The sequence below is a fragment of the Muricoccus nepalensis genome, from assembly GCF_006438825.1.
Taxonomy (GTDB): domain Bacteria; phylum Pseudomonadota; class Alphaproteobacteria; order Acetobacterales; family Acetobacteraceae; genus Roseomonas; species Roseomonas nepalensis.
This window is the reverse complement of sequence record NZ_RCZP01000036.1, coordinates 1-17,815: the sequence shown is the minus strand read 5'-3', so window position 1 is coordinate 17,815 and position 17,815 is coordinate 1. Positions and strand designations below refer to the sequence as shown.

Sequence of the window (17,815 nt, the reverse complement as noted above, 5' to 3'; positions counted from 1 at the left end):
TCTTCTTCCGCCGAGGAACCCCGCCGCTTGCCCATGCGCCCCCTTCGCAGCCACCAGCGCGAGGTCGCCACCATCGTCGCGGCGATAGCATCCGGGGAGGCCGGCGCGGTGCGGGACATCCTGGCGGCGGTGACGCCGGGGGGCGGCAAGTCGCTCCTGCCGGTTATCGCCGCGCGGGCGCTGATCGCGGCGGGGCTCTGCGAGCGGGTCTGCTGGGTGGTGCCGCGGGACAGCCTGCGCCTGCAGGCCGAGGAGGCTTTCGCCGACCCCGCCTGGCGCGCGGCGCTCGGGCACGATCTCTCCGTGCGCGCGGCGGAGAACCTGCCGGGCGATCCCTGCCGGGGGCTCGCGGGCTACGTCACGACCTACCAGGGCATCGCGGCGGCGCCGGACCTTCACCTCGCGGCCTTCCGGGCGCACCGCTACCTCATCGTGGTGGACGAGGTTCACCACCTGCCGGCGCTCGGCCAGGGGGACGGGGCGGGCGGGGGGGACCCGCAGGGCGAGGCCTCCGCCGCCTGGTCGGCCGCGATCGAGCCGCTGCTGGCCTGCGCGGGCGCGCGCCTGCTGCTGTCCGGCACGCTGGAGCGGGCGGACGGGCGGCGCATCCTCTGGCTGCCCTACCGCACGAGCGGCGGCGGGGGCGGGCGGCAGGAGGTGGACCTCGCGGCACCGGGCTGGGCGGTGGTGGGCTACAGCCGCGCGCGGGCGCTGGCCGAGCGCGCGGTGCTGCCGGTGGCCTTCGGCGCGCTGGACGGGGAATCCGCCTGGCTCGGCCCCGAGCCCGAGGGCGGCGGGGAGCGGCCGCGCCTCGGCCCGCACCGGCTGCGCGCGGTGGCGCCGAACGAGTCCACGCGGCCCGCGCTCTTCACCGCGCTCCGCACGGGCTTCGCGGGCGCCCTGCTGCGCCGGTCCTTCGAGGCGGCACGGCGGCTGCGGGCGGAGCGGCGGGGGCTGCTCGGCCCCGGCGCCACGCGGGGCCTGGGCAAGCTGCTGGTGGTGGCGCCGGACCAGGTGCAGGCGCGGCGCTACCTCGACATCCTCCGCGGCTGGGTGCCGGCGTCCCAGGCGGGCAGCATGGCGCTCGCCGTGTCCGACGAGAAGGGCGCGCACGAGACGCTGGCCGCCTTCCGCCTGACGGCGGAGCCCTCCGTGCTCGTCACGGTCGCCATGGCCTATGAGGGGCTGGACGCGCCGGAGGTGGCGGTGGTGGCGGCGCTGACGCATGTGCGCTCGCGCCCTTGGCTCGAGCAGATGGTGGCGCGGGCGACGCGGGTGGACCCGAACGCCGGGCCCTACGATCGACAGCGCGCACTGGTCTACCACCCGGACGACCCCCTCTTCGCGCGCTTTCGCTGGCGGATGGAGCGCGAGCAGGGCACGCGGGCGAAGCCGCCCCATCCGCCCCGCCAGGCGCGGCTGGCCCTTCCCGGGTGGCTGGAGGAGGAGATGGCGGAGGCGCGGGAGCGGCACGGGATCGTGCCCCTGGAGAGCAACGCGCTGGCGCTGCGGCTGAGCACGCTGCAGCCCGGCCCGGACCTCGCCGCCGGCCTCGCCGCCGCGCGCGAGCCGGACCCGCAGGGCGAGCTGCTGGAGCCGCCCTCCGTCGCCGAGCGGCGGCTGCGCCAGCGGCTGGCGGAACTGGTGGCGGGGCAGGCGGTGGAGGACGCGCAGGAGGGCGGGAAGGGGGTCTCGGTCGCCCCTGTTCCCGTGGCCCCTCGCGGCGCCGGGCTGTTCCACGCCTACAACGCGGCGCTCAAGCGCGCGCTCGGCGGCAAGCCGCGGGCGGAGATGGGGCTGGCGGAGCTGGAGGCGGCCCTGGAATGGCTCGGCCGGAACCGGTTGCGGGACCACCTTCATCTGCTGGAGGGAGACCACCGCTACGGCTGGGCGGCGCGCAAGCGGGGCGAGTGGCGGCCGCCGGTCGGGCGCCCCGCCGCGCTCTGGGGCGGCGGCCGGCGGGTGGAGGCAGGGCGCCGGCGGGCCGGCGGGGTCCCGCGAACAGGTTAGGCGGCGGCCGGGAGGGGCCGCGGCGCGGCGGGCGCCCCCTCAGGAACCCGCCGCGCGCGGCGCGCGGCCGGTCACGGCCCAGAGGGGGTCGGCGACGCCCTCCGGGCGCAGGGCCGCGGCCTCGATGTCCACGAGGCCGGCGCGCTCGAGGTAGAGGGCGACGAGGCGGCACTGCTCCGCCCCCTCCAGCATGCGCCAGATGGACACGGCCTTGGTCGGGAAGCAGCGGTTCGAGAAGGTGACGGCCACGGCGCCGCCCGGCCGGAGCACGCGCGCCACCTCGCGCAGGACGGCCACGGGCTTCTGCAGGTACTGGATAGAGACGCAGACCGTGACGGCGTCGACGCTGGCGTCCGGGAGTGGCAGGACGGGGTCGGCGTTCAGGTCCTGGGTGAACCAGCGGCTGAGGCGCGGGTTCGCCGCGAGCTCCTCGGGGTTCATGCCGTGGCCGATGACCTCGGCGTATTCCACCTCCGGCGGCAGGTGGCTCACCCAGCTTCCCATGAGGTCCAGCACGACGCCGCCGGGCGGCAGGACGCGGCGGTAGAGGGCGGTGACGGCCTCGATCGCCGCGTCGTCGATATGCGTGACGAAGCGCGGCTCGCGGTAGAACAGGCCGTCGGGCGTGGCGTCGGCCTTGCGGAAGGCCTCGGCCGGCAGTTCGGGCAGCTCACTCATCGCCGGTCCTCCATTCCTTCCGGGGAGGGCGGCATATGGCGGCGCCGGCGCGGAACGCCAGCGCCGGCGGGAGCTATTCAGGCTGGTAGTTCACGCTCCGCAGGAGCTCGCGCGCGCGGGTGACCTCGCTCGCGATGAAGCGGCGCGTGTCCTCGATGCTCTCGGTCACGGGCTCCAGCACCTGGGTGCTCAGCCGCTGCACTATGGCGGGCTCGCGCATCGTCTCCTGCATCATCGCGTTGACGCGGGCGCAGATCTCGGCCGGCGTGCCCTTGGGCGCCCAGACGCCGTACCAGGACTGAAACTCGTAGCCGGGCAGCCCGGCCTCGCCCATCGTCGGCACGTCGGGGGCCAGGCTCGAGCGCTGCGGGGCGGCGATGCCGAGCGCGCGGATCTTGCCGTCGCCGGCGGCGGGCAGCAGCGCGAAGCTGGGGTCGATGAGAAGCTGCGTGCTGCCCGACATGAGGTCGGTCAGCGCCGGCTGGGTGCCGCGGTAGTTGACCATGTTGAGGTCGAGGCCCGTGCGGCGGTTGAACTCGATCGTCGCCAGGTGCCCGGCCGAGCCGAGCGAGGAGATGGCGATGTTCCACTCCTGCGGCTTCGCCTTCACGGAGGCGATCACCTCGGCCAGCGTCTTCTCCGGGCGCGAGCCGCTCACGACCATGACGAGCGGCGCGCGGGCGGTGCGGGCGACCACCTCGAGGTCGGTCTGCGGGTCGAAGTTGGCGCCGCGCAGGACCATCGGCATGACGGCCGTGTTAAAGGCGGAGGCGAGCAGCGTGTAGCCGTCGGGCGTCGCGCCCAGCACGGCGTTGGTGCCGACGAGCCCCGCGCCGCCCGTGCGGTTCTCGACCACCGCGGTCGCGCCGAGCTTCTCCTGCAGGCGGGCGCCGAGCAGGCGGGCGAGGGTGTCGTTGGCGGCGCCGGGCGGCCAGGGGCAGATCACGCGGATGGGCTTGCCGTTGGGCCAGGGGGCCTGGGCCCGGACCGCGGGCGCGGCGAGCAGCCCGGCGCCGGTGGCCGTCAGCAGGTGGCGTCGAAGCATGGTGTTCCTCCTCGGGACCGGCCTCTGCGGGCCGGGGTGGCGTGCGTCGGTGGCGGGGTTCAGGGGGCGAGAAGCGCCGCGGCCTCCTCGGCCGGCAGCGGCAGCATGGGCGGGCGCATCCGGGTCCATCCCGCGTCGTCCAGGCGGGCGGCGAGCAAAGTCTTCAGCGAGGCCATCTGCGCGAAGCGCGAGGCCTGGTTCCGCGCCGCGACGACGCGCGCCTGGGCGGCCTCCACCTCCGCTGCCCGGGCGGGGTCGCTGAAGTGGCGGAACACGAAGGCCAGGTCGGCGGCGACGAGGTTCGAGGTCGCGGTGATGCAGCCCGCGCCGCCGCGGCGGAGAAGCGGCAGCATCAGCGGGTCGGCGCCGGCGAGCACCGCGAGGCCCGGGAAGCGCTCCACCAGCGCTTCCATGTGCGCGAGGTCGCCGGCGGAATCCTTGATGCCCGTGAAGGTGCCGGGGAAGCGCTCGCGCAGGCGCTCGATCACCGGGAAGGTGAGGGGCACGGCGGAGAACTGCGGGATGTGGTAGAGGACGACGCGCAGCCGCGGGTCCGCCACGCGCTCGATCACCTCGGCGTAGCTCGCGAAGACGCCGTCGTCGGACACGCCCTTGTAGTAGAAGGGCGGCAGCATCACGACCGTGGTCACGCCGAGCGAGAGGGCGTGGCGGGTGAGGGCGACGGTCTCCGTCAGCGCGGCGACCCCGGTGCCGGGCAGCAGGCGCTCGGGCGCGATGCCGGCGGCCACGGCGGCCTCCAGCAGGGCCTGGCGCTCGCCGGTCGAGAAGGAGTTCGCCTCGCCCGTCGTGCCGAGGAGGGCGATGCCGTCGCAGCCCTCCTCCAGCAGCCGCCGGCAATGGGCGGTGAAGCGGGCGTGGTCGGGGGCGAGGTCCTCGCCGAGCGGGGTCAGCGCCGCGCAGAAGACGCCGCGCGGGTGCAGGGCGGCGCTCACCGGGCCGCTCCGCGCACCCAGGCCGCGCTGGTGCGGACGTATTTGATGGCCTGGCGCCAGTAGGTGTAGCTGACGTGCAGGACGCCGTCCGCCGTCTCGCAGACGGAGGGGTAGGAGAACTCGCGGTTCAGCCGGTCCTTCGAGTTGTTCGTCATGCAGTAGCCGTCCCCTACTTCCAGGTTGCGCCGGTGGGGCCAGGTGCGGCCCTCGTCGTCCGAGATCGCGATGCTCATCGGCGCGCGCGGGGCGCCCCAGAAGGCGCTGCGCTCGGTCAGGGGGGCCACCTCGTCGCCGCCGATGTCGTCGTAGAGCGAGAGGCGGCGGCCCGTCGCGTCGGCCGCGCTGGAATCGTTGAAGACGATGGCGATGCCGCCGTCCGCGAGACGGGTGGCCTGGATGGAGGAGTTGTTGTTCGGCAGCGCCGTCGGCTCGGGCGCGGACCAGCTCCGGCCGCCGTCCGCGGAGCGGCTGGCGTAGACCCAGTCGGCCCAGCGGCTGCGGAAGAAGGCGACGAGGCGGTCGCCCCCGAGGTCGACGAGGCTCATGTGGACGAGGCCCGTGCTGTCGGGCACCGCGTGCTCCGCCCAGGTCGCGCCGCCGTCCGAGGAGAGCATGACGGAGCTCGTGTCGAGGTCGCCGGTCCAGGCGCCGACGGGCGGCTTCGTGCAGCGCCAGATCGGCAGCAGCCAGTCGCCGCGCCCGGTCACCACGATGGGGTTGCGGATGAAGGTGCCGAAGCCCGGCTGCTCCGGGAACAGGGTCTCGACCGGGCCCCAGCTGCGGCCGTCATCGGTCGAGACGCGGCGGCGGACGAGGGCGGTGTCCTGGTTGCCGGCGATCTGCGCGGTCCAGAGCAGCCAGAGCGTCCCGTCCGGCGCCGGGAAGAGAAGCGGGTTCTGCTCGGAGCGCGCGGGGTCGTCCGACAGGCGCTCGGCGGGGGACCAGCGGCTGGCGCCGGGGGCGAGGCGGGAGAAGTGGACGGCGATGTCGGGCACCCCCTCCTGCGTGCCGCCGAACCAGACGCAGCCGAGGTCGCCTCCCCGCAGCGGCATCAGGAAGGAGGCGTGGTTCTGCACGCAGGGCGTGGGGATGAAGGCCTCGGTGCGGCCGGGGTCCCCGGGCGCGGCGGCGAGGGTCTCGGGCCGGTCGATCAGCCCCGTGGTGTCGGTCACGGCGTTCTCTCCTGGCGGGCGGGTCAGTAGGCGGCGCGGTAGAGGGCGAGGATCTCGCTCTCGCTGATGTCGCGCGGGTTGTTGTCGAGCAGGCGGCGGATGGCGTGCGCCTCCGTGGCCATGGCCGGCAGGTCGTCCTCGGGCACGCCGAGGCGCGACAGGCGCATCTCGATGCCGAGCTCGCGGCAGAAGTCGAGCGTGATCTCCGCGACCGCCCGCGGGTCGGCCGAGGCGGGGGCGCCCAGCGCCTCGAGCACGAGCGCGGTCTTCTCGGGCACCGCGGGCGCGTTGTAGGCGAGGGTGTGCGGGAAGATCACCGCGCAGGCGAGGCCGTGGGCGATGTGGTGGCGCGTGCCGAGCGGGTAGGCGACGGCGTGGCCCGCGGTCGTGTTCACGGGGCCGAGGCAGAAGCCGCCGTAGAGGGACGCGAGCGAGAGGCCCGCTCGCGCCTCGCGGTCCTCCCCGTCCGCGACCGCGCGGGTGAGGTAGCGGCCGACGAGGCGGATGCCCTCGATCGCGTAGAGGTCGATCAGCGGGTGGGCGCGGCGGCTGGTGAAGGCCTCCGCGCAGTGGGCGAGGGCGTCGACGCCCGTCGCCGCGGTGACGGCGGGCGGCACGGTGACGGTGAGGTCGGGGTCCACGACGGCCAGGTCGGCCATCATGTGGCGGCTCTGCACCGCGAGCTTGTTGCGGGTGGCGGGATCGGTGACGAGGGCGCGCGTGCCGGCCTCGCTGCCGGTGCCGGAGGTGGTCGGCACCTGCACGAGCGCGACCTTGCGGCCGAGCACCTTCTCGGGCCCGACGACGTCGTGGATGGACTGGCCGGTGCCGGGCAGGACGGCCACGAGCTTGGCGAGGTCCATCGCGCTGCCGCCGCCGAAGCCGACGACGAGCTCGGGCCGCACGCGCTCGGCGAGCGCCAGCGCTTCCTCAAGGTTGGGGATGTCGGGCTCGGGCTTCACGTCGCCGAAGACGACGACCTCGCCGGGCAGGCCGAGCAGGGCGGCGCGGGCGGCGGTGGGGCCGGTCGCGATGACGAGGCTGCGCGCGATGCCGCGCGCCGCGGCCCAGCGGCCGACCGCGCCGACGAGGCCGGCGCCGAACTCGAGGCTCGCGGGCCGCTGGATCTCGATGGGGCTGAGAAGGCTGTTCATGCGGCGACCTTGCTGGTGGCGAGTGTGCTGGCGGCGAGCTGCTCGGCGTACTCGATGGCCTCGATGAGGCTCCGCTCGCTGGCGATGCCCCGGCCCGCGATGTCGAAGGCGGTGCCGTGGTCGACCGAGGTGCGGATGATCGGCAGGCCGAGCGTGATGTTCACGCCCGACAGCGCCTCCCAACGCCCCGTCGCGGGGTCGACGGAGAAGCCGAGGAGCTTGACGGGGATGTGCCCCTGGTCGTGGTACATGGCGACGACCGCGTCGTACTGGCCGGCGCGGAGCTTCACGAAGACCGTGTCGCCGGGCACGGGGCCGACGACGCGCAGGCCGTCCGCGACCGCCCGGGCGATGGTGGGCTCGGACACGTCTATGTCCTCGCGCCCGAAGAGGCCGCCCTCGCCGGCATGGGGGTTCAGCGCCGCGACCGCGATCCGCGGCTCCGCGATGCCGAGCGCCCGCAGCGCCCCGTGCGTGAGGTCGAGCACGAGGCGCAGGCGCTCGGGCGTCAGGCGCTTGGGCACGTCGTGCAGCGCGACGTGCGTGGTGACGTGGCTGACGCGCATGTTGCCGTGCGCGAGCAGCATGACGGAGCCCTTCACGCCCGTCAGCGTCGCCAGCATCTCCGTGTGGCCGGCGTAGTGGTGGCCGGCCTTGTTCATCGCCTCCTTGTTCAGCGGCGCGGTGACGATGGCGCCGACCTCGCCCGCCAGGGCGAGGCGCACCCCGTGCTCGACCGCGAGATAGGCGAAGCGGCCGCCGTCGGCGGAGAGGACGCCGGGCTCGATCGGCGCGCCCTCGGGCCCCGCCTGGAGGAAGCAGAGGTCCGGCCAGCCGGCGGCATCGCCCGTCGCCTCCGGGATGAGCAGCTCGGGCGCGAGGGCGGCGCGGGCGCGCTCGAGGGCGGCGCCGCTGCCGATGACCAGCAGGCGCAGCTCGCCGGCGGCCAGGCGCGGGCCGAGGGCGCGGCAGGCCTTGACGATGATCTCCGGCCCGATGCCGGCGGGATCGCCCATGGTGATCGCGAGGTGACGCGGCTTCATGCGCGGGTGCTTTCCTTGGGGGGAGGGGGCGCTCATCGCGATCCCTGCGCGACGGCGACGGCGCCGAGGGAGAGGCGGAGCCCCTCGGCCAGCTCGGCCGCGACGCGGCGGGCCTCCGGCGCGGCGCGGGCGATGAACTCCGCGGTGCCGACGCGGCCGCCGCCGACGGTGAGGCTGACGCCCGCGACCGGGCGGCCGGCGGCGTCGAGCACCGGGGCGGCGACGGTGCGCAGGCCGTAGGCGTTCTCGCCGTCCGAGACCGCGTAGCCGCGCGCGCGCACCTCGGCGAGACGGTCGAGCAGCTCGTCGAGGCCGGTCAGCGTGCGCTCGGAGAGCTTCACGCGCTCCACGCGCCCGAGCTCGGCGAGCTGCTCCTCGCGCGGGAGCCAGGCGAGGATCGCCTGGCCGAGGGCGGTGGCGTAGGCGCCGATGCGCGTGCCCGGGCGCCGCACGAGGCCGCCGCGCTCCATGCCGGCCTCGACGCGCGCGAGGTAGACGACCTCGCCCCGCTCGAGCGTGCCGAGCGAGGCGGCCTCGGCGATGCCGGGCACGAGCTCGCGCAGGAGGGGCGTCGCGTGGCCCGCGAGGTCGCCGGCGGAGAGGGCGGCGAAGCCGAGCTCGAGGCATTTCAGCGTCAGTCGGAAGCGCCGCCCGTCCAGCGCGGCGCGCAGGTAGCCCAGCCCGGCCAGGGTATGGACAAGGCGGAAGGAGGTGCCGCGGTCGAGCCCCGTGCGGGCCGCGACCTCGGCCACCGTCAGCTCCGGCAGGTCGCTGCCGAAGGCGCGCAGGACCGCGAAGGCCTTGGCGACCGACTGCACCTGGTTCTTCGGGTTCTCCGGGGAGGCGTCTCGGGACGCCGGCCATGGCCGGGCTGCCTGTTCGCTCAAGCCGTCCTCCCCCTCCTGCGCCCACGGCTTTTGATGCCGCCGGTCGGTTTGATCGGAATGCGTTCACTTGTTCGGAAACGCTGGTCCGTCTAAGGGGGGCGCCGGACCGGTGTCAAGGACGAAGCAAGCGCCGGGAGGGAGGAGGAAGCATGACGGACGGGACCGGGGGGCCGCGGCACGCGGTGGTGACGGGGGCGAGCTCCGGGATCGGCGCGGCCATCGCCGACCGGCTGCTGCGGGAGGGATGGGCGGTGACCGGGCTCAGCCGGACCGATCCCGGCGGGCGGGGGCCGGGCTTCTCGCACCGGGCGGTCGACCTGCTCGACCCCGCCGCCCTGGCGCCGGCGCTGGAGGGGCTGCGGCCGACGGCGATCGTCCACGCGGCGGGCTTCATGCGGACGGCGCCGCTCGGCGCGCTCGACCCGGAGGCGGGCGGCGCGATGTGGCGGCTGCACGTCGAGGTCGCCTCCCGCCTGGCGGACGCGCTCGTGCCGGGGATGGCGGATGGCGGGCGGGTGGTGCTCGTCGGCAGCCGGACGGCCTTCGGCGCGGCGGGGCGCAGCCAGTATGCGGCGAGCAAGGCGGCGCTGGTCGGGCTCGCGCGCTCCTGGGCGGCGGAGCTGGCGCCGCGCGGCATCACGGTGAACGTGGTGGCCCCGGCCGCGACGGACACGCCGATGCTGCGCGACCCCGGCCGCACGAGCGTCGCGCCGCGCCTGCCGCCGATCGGGCGGCTGATCGACCCCGGGGAGATCGCGGCGCTGACGTCCTTCCTCCTCGGCCCCGAGGCGGGGGCGATCACCGGGCAGCAGATCGTCGTCTGCGGGGGGAGCTCGCTCTAGCCCGGCCCGGCGTCCCGATGGACGGGGGCGGCGGGAGGCCGCAGACTTCGCGTGGCTGGGGAGCCGCGCGGCGGAGCGCCGGCCGTGCAAGGGGCGGGAGGACGACCATGAGAGACAGGCCGGGTTCGGGAAGGATGGCGCTCGCGCTCGCGGTGCTGGCGGCGCTCGCGCCGCGCGCGGCAGCGGCGCAGTCGCCCTGCGAGGCGCTGGCCGGGGCGACGATCCCCGCGGGCGAGATCGGCCTTCCCTCCGGCGGCGTCACCGTCACGGCGGCGCGGCGGATCGCCGCGGGTCCGTCGCCGATTGCCGGCAACGCCGACCTGCCGGCGCGCTGCGAGGTGCTCGGCCGCGTCGAGCCGCGGCAGCCGGCCTCGCCGCCCATCGTCTTCCAGGTGAACCTGCCGGAGGAGTGGAACGGGCGCGCGGTGCAGTACGGCGGCGGCGGCTTCAACGGCGTGCTCATCACCGGGCTCGCGCAGCTCCGGGAGAACCCGCCGCAGGCGCCGCATCCCCTGTCGCGCGGCTTCGCCACCTTCGGCACGGACAGCGGGCACCAGAACGTGCCGGGCGTCGAGATCCAGGCCTTCGCCCTAGACGACGAGGCGCTGGAGAACTTCACCCACGCCGCCTACCCGAAGGTGCGCGACGCGGCGGCGGCGGTGATGCGGCGCGTCGCCGGGCGCGCGCCGGCGCGGGTCTACTACTACGGCAGCTCGGAAGGCGGGCGGGAGGGGCTGCTGGTCGCGCAGCGCTACCCGGAGCGCTACGACGGCGTGGTCTCCTCCGTGCCGGTCATCAACTGGGTGGGGCTGCAAGGCTTCGGCACGCGCGGCGGGCAGATGCAGCGCGAGGGCGCCTGGCTCTCGCCCGACGCGGTCCGGCGGCTGCACGACGCGACGCTGGCCGCCTGCGACGCGCTCGACGGGCTGGCGGACGGCGTGGTGTCGAACCAGCCCGCCTGCCGCGCGGCCTTCTCGCCCCGCAGCCTTCTCTGCGCCGGCGGCGCGACGGAAGGATGCCTCGGCGAGGCGTCCGTGCGCTTCCTCGAGACCCACCGCGCGCCCTACGAGTACGGGATGGCGCTGGCGAACGGCCTGGCCGCCTATCCCGGCGCGCCGATCGGGGGCGAGGCGCAGCCGGACGGGATGAACGCCTGGACCACCGGCCCCGAGGCGCCGCGCTTCCCCCTGCCGAGTCCCGCGGTGCAGTCGCGGCAGTGGTACTACGGCAACGGCGCGATCCGGTACTTCCTGGCGCGCGACGCGAGCTACGACCCCGCCCGCTTCGCGATGGCCGACTTCGCGGAGGGGGCGCGGCGCCTCTCCGCCGTGATGGACGCGACCGACCCGGACCTCTCCGCCTTCGCGCGCCGCGGCGGGCGGCTGCTGCTGAAGGAGCACATGGCCGACTACGCCCAGTCTCCCGGCGCGGGCATGGCCTACTGGGAGGCGGTGCGCGCGCGCCTGGGCGGCGAGGCGGTGGACGGCATCGCGCGCTTCTACCTGCACCACGGCGCGAACCACTCGGGCATTGCGACCGACGTGGCGACGGGCCGGGCGCTGCCGGGCTTCGTGGACCTGCTCGGCGTGCTCGACGCCTGGGTGGAGGGGGGCACGCCGCCGGGGCCGCTGGTTCAAACCACGGCGGACGGCGCGGCGTCGCGTCCCCTCTGCCGCTACCCAGCCTACCCGCATTTCGGGGGCGGCGACCCCGCGCGGGCCGAGAGCTTCGCCTGCCGCGCGCCCTGAGCGGGGCGGCCTGCACCGGCGGAGCGTGGGCGGAATGTTTACCATTGGGCGGCTAGCCTCCCCCGGCGGCACCCGTGCCGCGGGCGCGCCCCGGCAAGAACGCCGGGCGAGAGGACAGAACGACCCATGCCTGGCACCTTCCGCTACACGATCGGCCGCGACTTCGACCCGGCCAGTGGCGGCAACCTGATGAACCTGGGCGTGCTCCTTGCGAACCGCTTCGGGCTGTCGGACGCCTTCGTGCTCGGCGATGTGGCCGACGTGCTCCAGAACGAGGCGCTGCGGGGCCTTGACCGCTTCTCCTACATCCTCGGCACCGGTGTGCTGGGCATCTCGCTCGACGTCACCGGCCCCGCCCAGCCCTCGCTGATCAGCGTGAAGTTCGACTTCTCGGCGGGAACCGGGAACCAATTGATGGCGGGCGGCACGCTCGGCGACGCGTTGGCGACCGGCAGCGGGAACGACGTGCTTCGCGGCTACGGCGGGGACGACAGCCTGTCCGGCGGTGCTGGGAACGATACCTTGGCGGGTGGCGCGGGGGCGGACCTCCTGGACGGCGGCGGCGGCATCGACGCGGCGGACTACCGCACGGCCCCAGCGGGGGTGGTGGTGGACCTGCTCGCCGGCACGGGGAGCGGCGGCGAGGCGGCGGGCGACGTGCTGGTCGGCATAGAGGACCTGCTGGGCTCGGCCTTCGGGGACGTGCTGACAGGGGATGCCGACGCGAACGCGCTGCTCGGCGGCGAGGGTGACGACACCCTCTCGGGCGGCGCGGGCGACGACCGGCTGGTGGGTGGCGCGGGGGCGGACCGGCTCGACGGCGGCGCGGGATCGGACACCGTGGACTACGCCGCCTCCCTCTCCGACGTCGCCGTGGACCTGCTCGCGGGCACGGGGAGCGGCGGCGATGCGGCGGGCGACGAGCTTGTGGGCGTCGAGAACATCGTCGGCACCGCGCTCGCGGACACCCTCACCGGGGACGCGGCGGCGAACCGGCTCGACGGCGGCGGCGGCGGCGACCTCCTCTCGGGCGGGGGTGGCGACGACACGCTGGCCGGCGGCGCGGGCGACGACACGCTGGCGGGCGGCGCCGGGGCGGACCTTCTGGACGGCGGTAGCGGGACCGACACCGCGGATTACGGCGCCTCCCCCGCCGCCGTCGCGGTGGACCTGCTCGCGGGCACGGGGAGCGGGGGCGACGCGGCGGGCGATGCCCTCGCGGGCGTCGAGCGGGTCGTCGGCTCGGGTTTCGCGGATGCGCTGGCGGGGGACGCGGGCGCGAACACGCTGTTCGGCGGCGGGGGCGACGACAGCCTGTCCGGCGGCGCGGGGGCGGACTTCCTCGCCGGGGGCGTGGGGGCCGACCGGATTGACGGCGGCGACGGGGCGGACCTGATCGAGGCGGGCGACGGGGACGACGTGGCCGACGGCGGCGACGGCAACGACACGCTGAGCGGCGGCGCGGGCGGCGACACCCTCCGCGGCGGCGTGGGCCACGACCAGCTCCTCGGCGGCGACGGCGCCGACGTCGCCTTCGGGGGCGACGGCAACGACCACCTGCGGGGGGAGGCGGGGGACGACATGCTGGCAGGGGAGGCCGGGGACGACCTCCTCGCCGGCGGGGAGGGCGGGGACCTGCTGACGGGCGGCGACGGGGCTGACGTCATCCACGCCGGCGCGGGGGACGACATCGCCAACGGCGGGGCGGGGCGCGACGTGCTCACGGGAGGGGAGGGGGGCGACACCCTTCTGGGCGGCGACGGGGACGACCTGCTCTTCGGCGGCGGCCCCGACCTCTTCGACGCGCAGGCCGGCGACGACTACCTCCGCGGCGAGGCCGGCGACGACACGCTCGCGGGCGGGGGCGGCGCCGACACCCTCCTCGGCGGCGTGGGCAACGACCTGCTCTTCGGCGGCGAGGGCGACGACCTCCTGCGGGGGGAGGAGGGCCGCGACGTGCTGCGCGGCGACGCCGGCAACGACATCCTCGAGGGGGGCGACGGCGACGACCTTCTCGCCGGCGGGGCGGGGGCCGACGTGATCCTGGGCGGGGCGGGGAACGACCGGCTCTTCGGGGAAGCCGGGAACGACCGCTTCGTCTTCGGGGCGGGATGGGGGGCGGACGTGATCCAGGACTTCGGGCGGGTGGCGGGGAACCGGGACGTGATCCAGTTCCAGGCCGGAAGCTTCGCCGACCTGGCGTCGCTGCTGGCGGCTAGCGCTCAGGTGGGGGCGGACGTGGTGATCACCTCCCCCGCCGGGGACGTGCTGACGGTGGCGGGCCTGTCGCTGGCCTCGCTCGGCGCGGGGGACTTCCTCTTCGGGTAGCCGGGCGCGGCGCTCAGTCGTCCCGCGCGTCGCCGCAGTTCAGGAGGTCGGTGAGCTTCACCGATTCCGGGTCTGACTGCGCGAGGTTGCGGAGGTAGAAGCAGCGGCGGTTGCGCAGGTTGCGCGGGTCGAAGGCCGTAGAGGTCGCCTGCCAGGAGGCGCCGAGCTGGGGGTCGAAGAGGCTGGTGGGGTCGAGGTTGATGAACTCGTAGAACTCGCTCAGCACGCGGGTCGGGATCATCAGTTCGGTGAGGCTGGGCACCACGACGATGACGCGCTGGTAGTCCGCGAAGGTCCAGTCCTCCTGCCGCTTGCCCGCGAGGTCCATCAGGAAGGCGCGGGTGAGGGGGTCGATCCGCCGGTCGTTCAGGAACTGCCGGATGCCCGGCGGGATGAAGCGCTGCGGCGCGACATCGCCGCCGCCGCGGGGCGTGGCGGCAGGGGCCGGGCGGGCGGCGGGCGCGAGGCGGCGGCTGTCCGTCGGCTCGCGGCTGGCCTGGGCGGCAGCCGTGCCCGCGGGAAGCGCGAGGAGGAGGGCGAGCGCGGCCCTAGCGAACGGTGACAGTGGCGGGGGCTCCGGAGGAAAAGATGGAGGCGGCGCCGGCGCCTGGTCCGCTCTGCTGCACGCGGATGCCGCCGGCCGAGCCCGACTGGTCGATCCGCACCCCGGCGCCGTTGGTCTGCAGGCTCTCGGCCGAGAGGTTGCTGCCGCTCTGCGTGATGATGGACGTGTTCCCCGCGCCCTGCTGGAGGATGCGGGCGGTGTTGTTGGTGCCGTTCTGGTTCGTCTCGCCCCAGTTGCCCGTGCCCTGCTGAGTAATGTCGGAGACCTGCCCGCCGCCGGCGCGGGAGATGATGCGCTGGGTGGCTTGGTCGGTGGAGACGGGGGTATCGGCAGCCACGGCCGGTCCTGCCAGGCCAGAGGCCAGCATGAGCAGGAGCTTCTTCATGACAACCTCCGCGTAGATGACGGGGGAGGGTATTCCCCTCCCCCGCCGATTGCCAGGACTCAGCGCTGGGTCTGCCTGGAGAAGTTGGCGACACCGCTCTGGGTCGCGATGGCCGTCAGGTTGCTGCCGCTCTGATCGGTGACGGCGACGTGATTGCTGCCCGTCTGCGTGATGGACGCCTGCATGTTGTTGCCGAAGTACTGCTGGCTGTAGGCGTAGTTGTTCGAGCCGGCGTTCTGGGTCTGCGAGATGCTGCTGTTGGTCGCCGATCCCTGGTAGGCGATGGCGCGGCTGGCCGTGCCGCTCTGGCTCTGCGTCACGCTGCTGTTCGTCGAGTTGGCCTGATCGGAGTAGGCGTTGTTCTCGCTGCCGCTCTGGGTCTGCGACAGGGACTGGCGGTCACCGCTCTGGTAGCCGCGGGCCTGGTTGGCGTTGCCGCTCTGATTCTGCACGGCGACGTTGCTTACGCCGTTCTGCCGGACGAAGGCACCCCACCCGAAGCCGGTGCCGTTGCCGTTGTTGCTCGACCCGGACTGCGTCTGACCCGCAAAGTTATTCGTGCCGGTCTGCTCGACCCGGCCACGGTTGTTGTTGCCGGTCTGCTGCTGGTTGTTGTTGTTCGAGGTGCCGTTCTGCGTCGCCTCGAAGCGGCCGTTGATCCCGGTCTGCGACTGGACGTTGTTGTTCGAGGTGCCGACCTGGTCGATCGAGGCGTAGTTGTCCGCCGCCATGGCGCCGAAGGACAGGCCGAACGCGGCCACGCCGGCGAGAAGGATCTTCTTCATTCTGGGGTCTTTCGTTTTGGACATTTCACATTTCCTCCTGTCATGCACCGCCACGGGCTGTTGCTCCGCCGGGAGGAGAGTCGGCGGTGGCCCGTGGTGGGATCTGTCCGTCGCGCGTGGTCTCGTACTCACGGACCAGCTCGCGACCCTGTGCTTCGTCCTCAAAGCCCCAGAAGCCTCTGCTCGCGCCCTCCACGATCATGGCGTGGACGGCCTTTTCGATGGCCTGGCGGACAGCGAGCTGGCGGGGCTCGTTGGTGGTGACGCCGCCCTCGATCTGCAGCAGGCGGTTGAAGCCGACGTAGCGGTTGGCGCCGCCCTGCAGGCCGACACTGTAGATCGTCTTGTCCGTGGTGACGCTGACCAGCACCTCGCCGGTCAGCACGGAGACGACGCGGAGGAAGACCGAGACACTGTCGCGGCGGTACTCCGTGGAGGCGCCGATGCCGAGGTAGCTGGCGCCGAAGCCGCTGGTCAGGACGTTGCTGTCGTAAGCGATGATGCCGCCCGTCACGATCAGGCCCGCGTTGCGGAGGGGGCCGATGGGCGGCAGGGGGCGTCCGTCCGGACCCATGTTCTCCGCGCGGTTGGCGCGGATGATCTGTCGCTCCTGGAAGAGGTCGGCGACGCGGTTGCGCTCGACCACGCGGAACCAGGGGCGGCTGCCGCGGCCGGCTTCCATGAGGGCGTTGATAAGGATCGAGGCCCCGCCTTGCGTGACCGCGAAGGAGTACTCGGCGAAGTTGTTGTTCGGCCGGTGCTGCCCCGTCTGGTCGAGGAAGCTGAACACCGCGACGTCAAGCTGGCTCTTCGGCCCGGGGAGGGAGCGCAGGCTGTCCACCGTCTCCGTCCGCCGCCCCAGGGTGGGGCTTTCGGCGAGCATCGTGGCGGGGGCGGTGCCGCAGGCGGCGAGCGCGAGCAGGCACGAGGCCGCCGCGAAGGAACGGAGCGTCGCCATGGATCAGAAGTTCGGCACCGGCAGGGTCACGCGCGTCTGCCCGCCGGTCGCTCCCTCGTTGATGTCGATGACGATCTGGCCGCCGACCCGGTTGAACACCACGGAGGTCCCGCCGACGGAGAACTGGCCGCTGTCGCGGGCGTTCTCGCCGAGGATCTGCTGGCCGACGGTGGAGGCGATCTGGCTCAGGAGGCTGGACGTGATCTGCCGCTGGAACTGCGCCGCCGGGTCGTTGGAGAGGCTGAAGGCCTCCTGCTGCCGGCGCTGGCGTTTAGCGTCGGGGCTTTCGTTGAAGCGGGCGTTGTTCGCGGAAGCTTGCCCAAGGAGATAGGATCCGTTCAGCGGGCTGCCGCCGAATGAGGGATTGACCGGCTGGTAGACGAGGTCGCGTGCGAGGACTTGATGCGTCGCCGTGAAGCCTAACAAAAGACAAGCAGAGGCAAGTACAGCGAACCTGTTCATTGTGGCTTCCCGAATCAGTCCTGCAGTTGTGCTGGCTGCGTCTTCGGGGAGTTGTAGCTTAACCAAATTTTGAGACAACAATTTAGAATTACTACTTAGAGTGGTTGCTCGGGCAACTAATCCAATTTATGAGAAAATAGGTGAAAATTACTCTTAGAATAGGATGTATCTAGGCGGAGATGTGTTCGTGGGTTGTGGGAGAAGATGAGAACATTCGGATCTACAAACCGTAAGTTGTGTATTCGACAATGTTCCGGTGGTGCATGGGATGCTGACCGATAGATAACAATATGGTGATTTAATTTAGGTACTTAGAAGTTGGAGCAGCATCATGGTTCAGCGCTTCCTTGAATTGTTCGCTCCCTCGCGCGTCGCTGCGGCGGGCAGCGTGTCCGGTCTGTCGCGACGCGTCCGGCAACCAGCACGCTGGCCGCACCGCGATCCTTAGGGGCGGTTTTCAGAATTCCTGAGCGAGGCGTCCTGCAACCAGGAATATGCATGYGGTCTGGAGCAGGGACTGGATGATGAAGCCGCAGCGGTCGTAGCGCAGGGCCAGTCGCCTGTTCTCCAGCAGCCAGGCGTTGGTGCGCTCCACTGGCCAGCGCCACTTGCCCAGACCTGACCCGGGTGCCCGTCCGCGCTTGTGGATGCACGGTTTGACACCGAACTTGCGGCAGAGCTCGCGGTGCCGCTCGGCGTCGTAGCCCTTGTCCGCGAGGACCGTGCCAATGCGAGCCAGGACCGCGAAGGCGGCCAGGAACAAGCGTTCGAACAGCACGGTGTCAGGGACGTTGGCGCCG

Annotated in this window: 17 protein-coding genes; 4 read left to right on the top strand and 13 right to left on the bottom strand. The window is 73.4% G+C overall.

Features of this window, described 5'->3' with window-relative positions; all coding sequences use genetic code 11:
- Positions 1 to 33 precede the first annotated feature (33 nt).
- Positions 34 to 2,010, top strand: a complete 1,977-nt coding sequence (locus tag EAH89_RS23905; RefSeq protein WP_140886251.1) for a DEAD/DEAH box helicase — start codon at positions 34 to 36, stop codon at positions 2,008 to 2,010.
- 39 nt (positions 2,011 to 2,049) lie between these two features.
- Here EAH89_RS23905 and EAH89_RS23900 read toward each other — a convergent pair whose 3' ends face one another.
- From EAH89_RS23900 to EAH89_RS23870, 7 genes are all read right to left on the bottom strand, one after another.
- Positions 2,050 to 2,688 carry a methyltransferase domain-containing protein gene (locus tag EAH89_RS23900; protein WP_140886225.1) on the bottom strand — a complete coding sequence of 213 codons (639 nt, stop codon included), beginning with the start codon at positions 2,686 to 2,688 and terminating at the stop codon, positions 2,050 to 2,052.
- A 73-nt stretch (positions 2,689 to 2,761) separates the two neighbouring features.
- Complete coding sequence (locus EAH89_RS23895) at positions 2,762 to 3,733, bottom strand: Bug family tripartite tricarboxylate transporter substrate binding protein (RefSeq protein ID WP_140886224.1); 972 nt, start codon at positions 3,731 to 3,733, stop codon at positions 2,762 to 2,764.
- A gap of 59 nt (positions 3,734 to 3,792) precedes the next feature.
- A complete protein-coding gene (locus EAH89_RS23890) occupies positions 3,793 to 4,686 on the bottom strand; it encodes a dihydrodipicolinate synthase family protein (RefSeq protein ID WP_140886223.1) in 894 nt (297 codons plus the stop codon).
- A complete protein-coding gene (locus EAH89_RS23885) occupies positions 4,683 to 5,858 on the bottom strand; it encodes a sialidase family protein (RefSeq protein ID WP_241667181.1) in 1,176 nt (391 codons plus the stop codon). Before EAH89_RS23885 ends, EAH89_RS23890 begins: the two co-directional genes overlap by 4 nt.
- A gap of 23 nt (positions 5,859 to 5,881) precedes the next feature.
- Positions 5,882 to 7,012 carry an iron-containing alcohol dehydrogenase gene (locus EAH89_RS23880; protein ID WP_140886222.1) on the bottom strand — a complete coding sequence of 377 codons (1,131 nt, stop codon included), beginning with the start codon at positions 7,010 to 7,012 and terminating at the stop codon, positions 5,882 to 5,884.
- Positions 7,009 to 8,055, bottom strand: coding sequence for a 4-hydroxythreonine-4-phosphate dehydrogenase PdxA (gene pdxA, locus EAH89_RS23875; protein WP_140886221.1), 1,047 nt, complete (start codon positions 8,053 to 8,055; stop codon positions 7,009 to 7,011). The genes EAH89_RS23880 and pdxA overlap by 4 nt, the downstream gene beginning before the upstream one ends.
- A 32-nt stretch (positions 8,056 to 8,087) precedes the next feature.
- On the bottom strand, positions 8,088 to 8,942 hold the full coding sequence (locus tag EAH89_RS23870; RefSeq protein WP_140886220.1) for an IclR family transcriptional regulator: 855 nt from the start codon (positions 8,940 to 8,942) through the stop codon (positions 8,088 to 8,090).
- A 149-nt stretch (positions 8,943 to 9,091) separates the two neighbouring features.
- On the opposite strand from EAH89_RS23870, the gene EAH89_RS23865 reads away from it, so the two are divergent.
- The 3 genes from EAH89_RS23865 to EAH89_RS23855 all read left to right on the top strand — a co-directional run bounded on the left by EAH89_RS23865 (position 9,092) and on the right by EAH89_RS23855 (position 13,860).
- Entirely contained in the window at positions 9,092 to 9,784 is a 693-nt protein-coding gene (locus EAH89_RS23865) for an SDR family NAD(P)-dependent oxidoreductase (protein ID WP_140886219.1), read from the top strand.
- Between the two features lie 134 nt (positions 9,785 to 9,918).
- Positions 9,919 to 11,532, top strand: a complete 1,614-nt coding sequence (locus tag EAH89_RS23860; RefSeq protein WP_161993730.1) for a tannase/feruloyl esterase family alpha/beta hydrolase — start codon at positions 9,919 to 9,921, stop codon at positions 11,530 to 11,532.
- A 126-nt stretch (positions 11,533 to 11,658) separates the two neighbouring features.
- The gene (locus EAH89_RS23855; RefSeq protein WP_140886217.1) at positions 11,659 to 13,860 is read left to right on the top strand and encodes a calcium-binding protein; all 2,202 of its coding nucleotides are present in this window, start codon (positions 11,659 to 11,661) and stop codon (positions 13,858 to 13,860) included.
- Positions 13,861 to 13,873: 13 nt separating this feature from the next.
- On the opposite strand, the gene EAH89_RS23850 is transcribed toward EAH89_RS23855, so the two are convergent.
- The 6 genes from EAH89_RS23850 to EAH89_RS23825 form a co-directional block, all read right to left on the bottom strand.
- The gene (locus EAH89_RS23850) at positions 13,874 to 14,188 is read right to left on the bottom strand and encodes a hypothetical protein (protein ID WP_140886216.1); all 315 of its coding nucleotides are present in this window, start codon (positions 14,186 to 14,188) and stop codon (positions 13,874 to 13,876) included.
- A gap of 220 nt (positions 14,189 to 14,408) precedes the next feature.
- Positions 14,409 to 14,810, bottom strand: coding sequence for a hypothetical protein (locus EAH89_RS23845; RefSeq protein WP_140886215.1), 402 nt, complete (start codon positions 14,808 to 14,810; stop codon positions 14,409 to 14,411).
- A gap of 59 nt (positions 14,811 to 14,869) precedes the next feature.
- Positions 14,870 to 15,595, bottom strand: a complete 726-nt coding sequence (locus EAH89_RS23840; RefSeq protein ID WP_140886214.1) for a hypothetical protein — start codon at positions 15,593 to 15,595, stop codon at positions 14,870 to 14,872.
- A gap of 40 nt (positions 15,596 to 15,635) precedes the next feature.
- Positions 15,636 to 16,553: a CsgG/HfaB family protein gene (locus EAH89_RS23835; RefSeq protein ID WP_140886213.1), complete on the bottom strand. Its 918-nt coding sequence runs from the start codon at positions 16,551 to 16,553 to the stop codon at positions 15,636 to 15,638.
- 3 nt (positions 16,554 to 16,556) lie between these two features.
- A complete protein-coding gene (locus EAH89_RS23830; protein WP_140886212.1) occupies positions 16,557 to 17,015 on the bottom strand; it encodes a curli assembly protein CsgF in 459 nt (152 codons plus the stop codon).
- Positions 17,016 to 17,472: 457 nt separating this feature from the next.
- Positions 17,473 to 17,815: transposase (locus EAH89_RS23825; RefSeq protein WP_140886211.1), on the bottom strand; the 343-nt coding region annotated here is incomplete at its 5' end.

What these genes read in the sequence shown, in the direction of transcription:
- EAH89_RS23905 (WP_140886251.1), top strand. Translation starts at nt 34, where the DNA reads ATGCGCCCCCTTCGCAGCCACCAGCGCGAGGTCGCCACCATCGTCGCG.
- EAH89_RS23900 (WP_140886225.1), bottom strand. Translation starts at nt 2,688, where the DNA reads ATGAGTGAGCTGCCCGAACTGCCGGCCGAGGCCTTCCGCAAGGCCGAC.
- EAH89_RS23895 (WP_140886224.1), bottom strand. Translation starts at nt 3,733, where the DNA reads ATGCTTCGACGCCACCTGCTGACGGCCACCGGCGCCGGGCTGCTCGCC.
- EAH89_RS23880 (WP_140886222.1), bottom strand. Translation starts at nt 7,012, where the DNA reads ATGAACAGCCTTCTCAGCCCCATCGAGATCCAGCGGCCCGCGAGCCTC.
- pdxA (WP_140886221.1), bottom strand. Translation starts at nt 8,055, where the DNA reads ATGAAGCCGCGTCACCTCGCGATCACCATGGGCGATCCCGCCGGCATC.
- EAH89_RS23865 (WP_140886219.1), top strand. Translation starts at nt 9,092, where the DNA reads ATGACGGACGGGACCGGGGGGCCGCGGCACGCGGTGGTGACGGGGGCG.
- EAH89_RS23860 (WP_161993730.1), top strand. Translation starts at nt 9,919, where the DNA reads ATGGCGCTCGCGCTCGCGGTGCTGGCGGCGCTCGCGCCGCGCGCGGCA.
- EAH89_RS23855 (WP_140886217.1), top strand. Translation starts at nt 11,659, where the DNA reads ATGCCTGGCACCTTCCGCTACACGATCGGCCGCGACTTCGACCCGGCC.
- EAH89_RS23850 (WP_140886216.1), bottom strand. Translation starts at nt 14,188, where the DNA reads ATGGACCTCGCGGGCAAGCGGCAGGAGGACTGGACCTTCGCGGACTAC.
- EAH89_RS23845 (WP_140886215.1), bottom strand. Translation starts at nt 14,810, where the DNA reads ATGAAGAAGCTCCTGCTCATGCTGGCCTCTGGCCTGGCAGGACCGGCC.
- EAH89_RS23840 (WP_140886214.1), bottom strand. Translation starts at nt 15,595, where the DNA reads ATGAAGAAGATCCTTCTCGCCGGCGTGGCCGCGTTCGGCCTGTCCTTC.
- EAH89_RS23835 (WP_140886213.1), bottom strand. Translation starts at nt 16,553, where the DNA reads ATGGCGACGCTCCGTTCCTTCGCGGCGGCCTCGTGCCTGCTCGCGCTC.
- EAH89_RS23830 (WP_140886212.1), bottom strand. Translation starts at nt 17,015, where the DNA reads ATGAACAGGTTCGCTGTACTTGCCTCTGCTTGTCTTTTGTTAGGCTTC.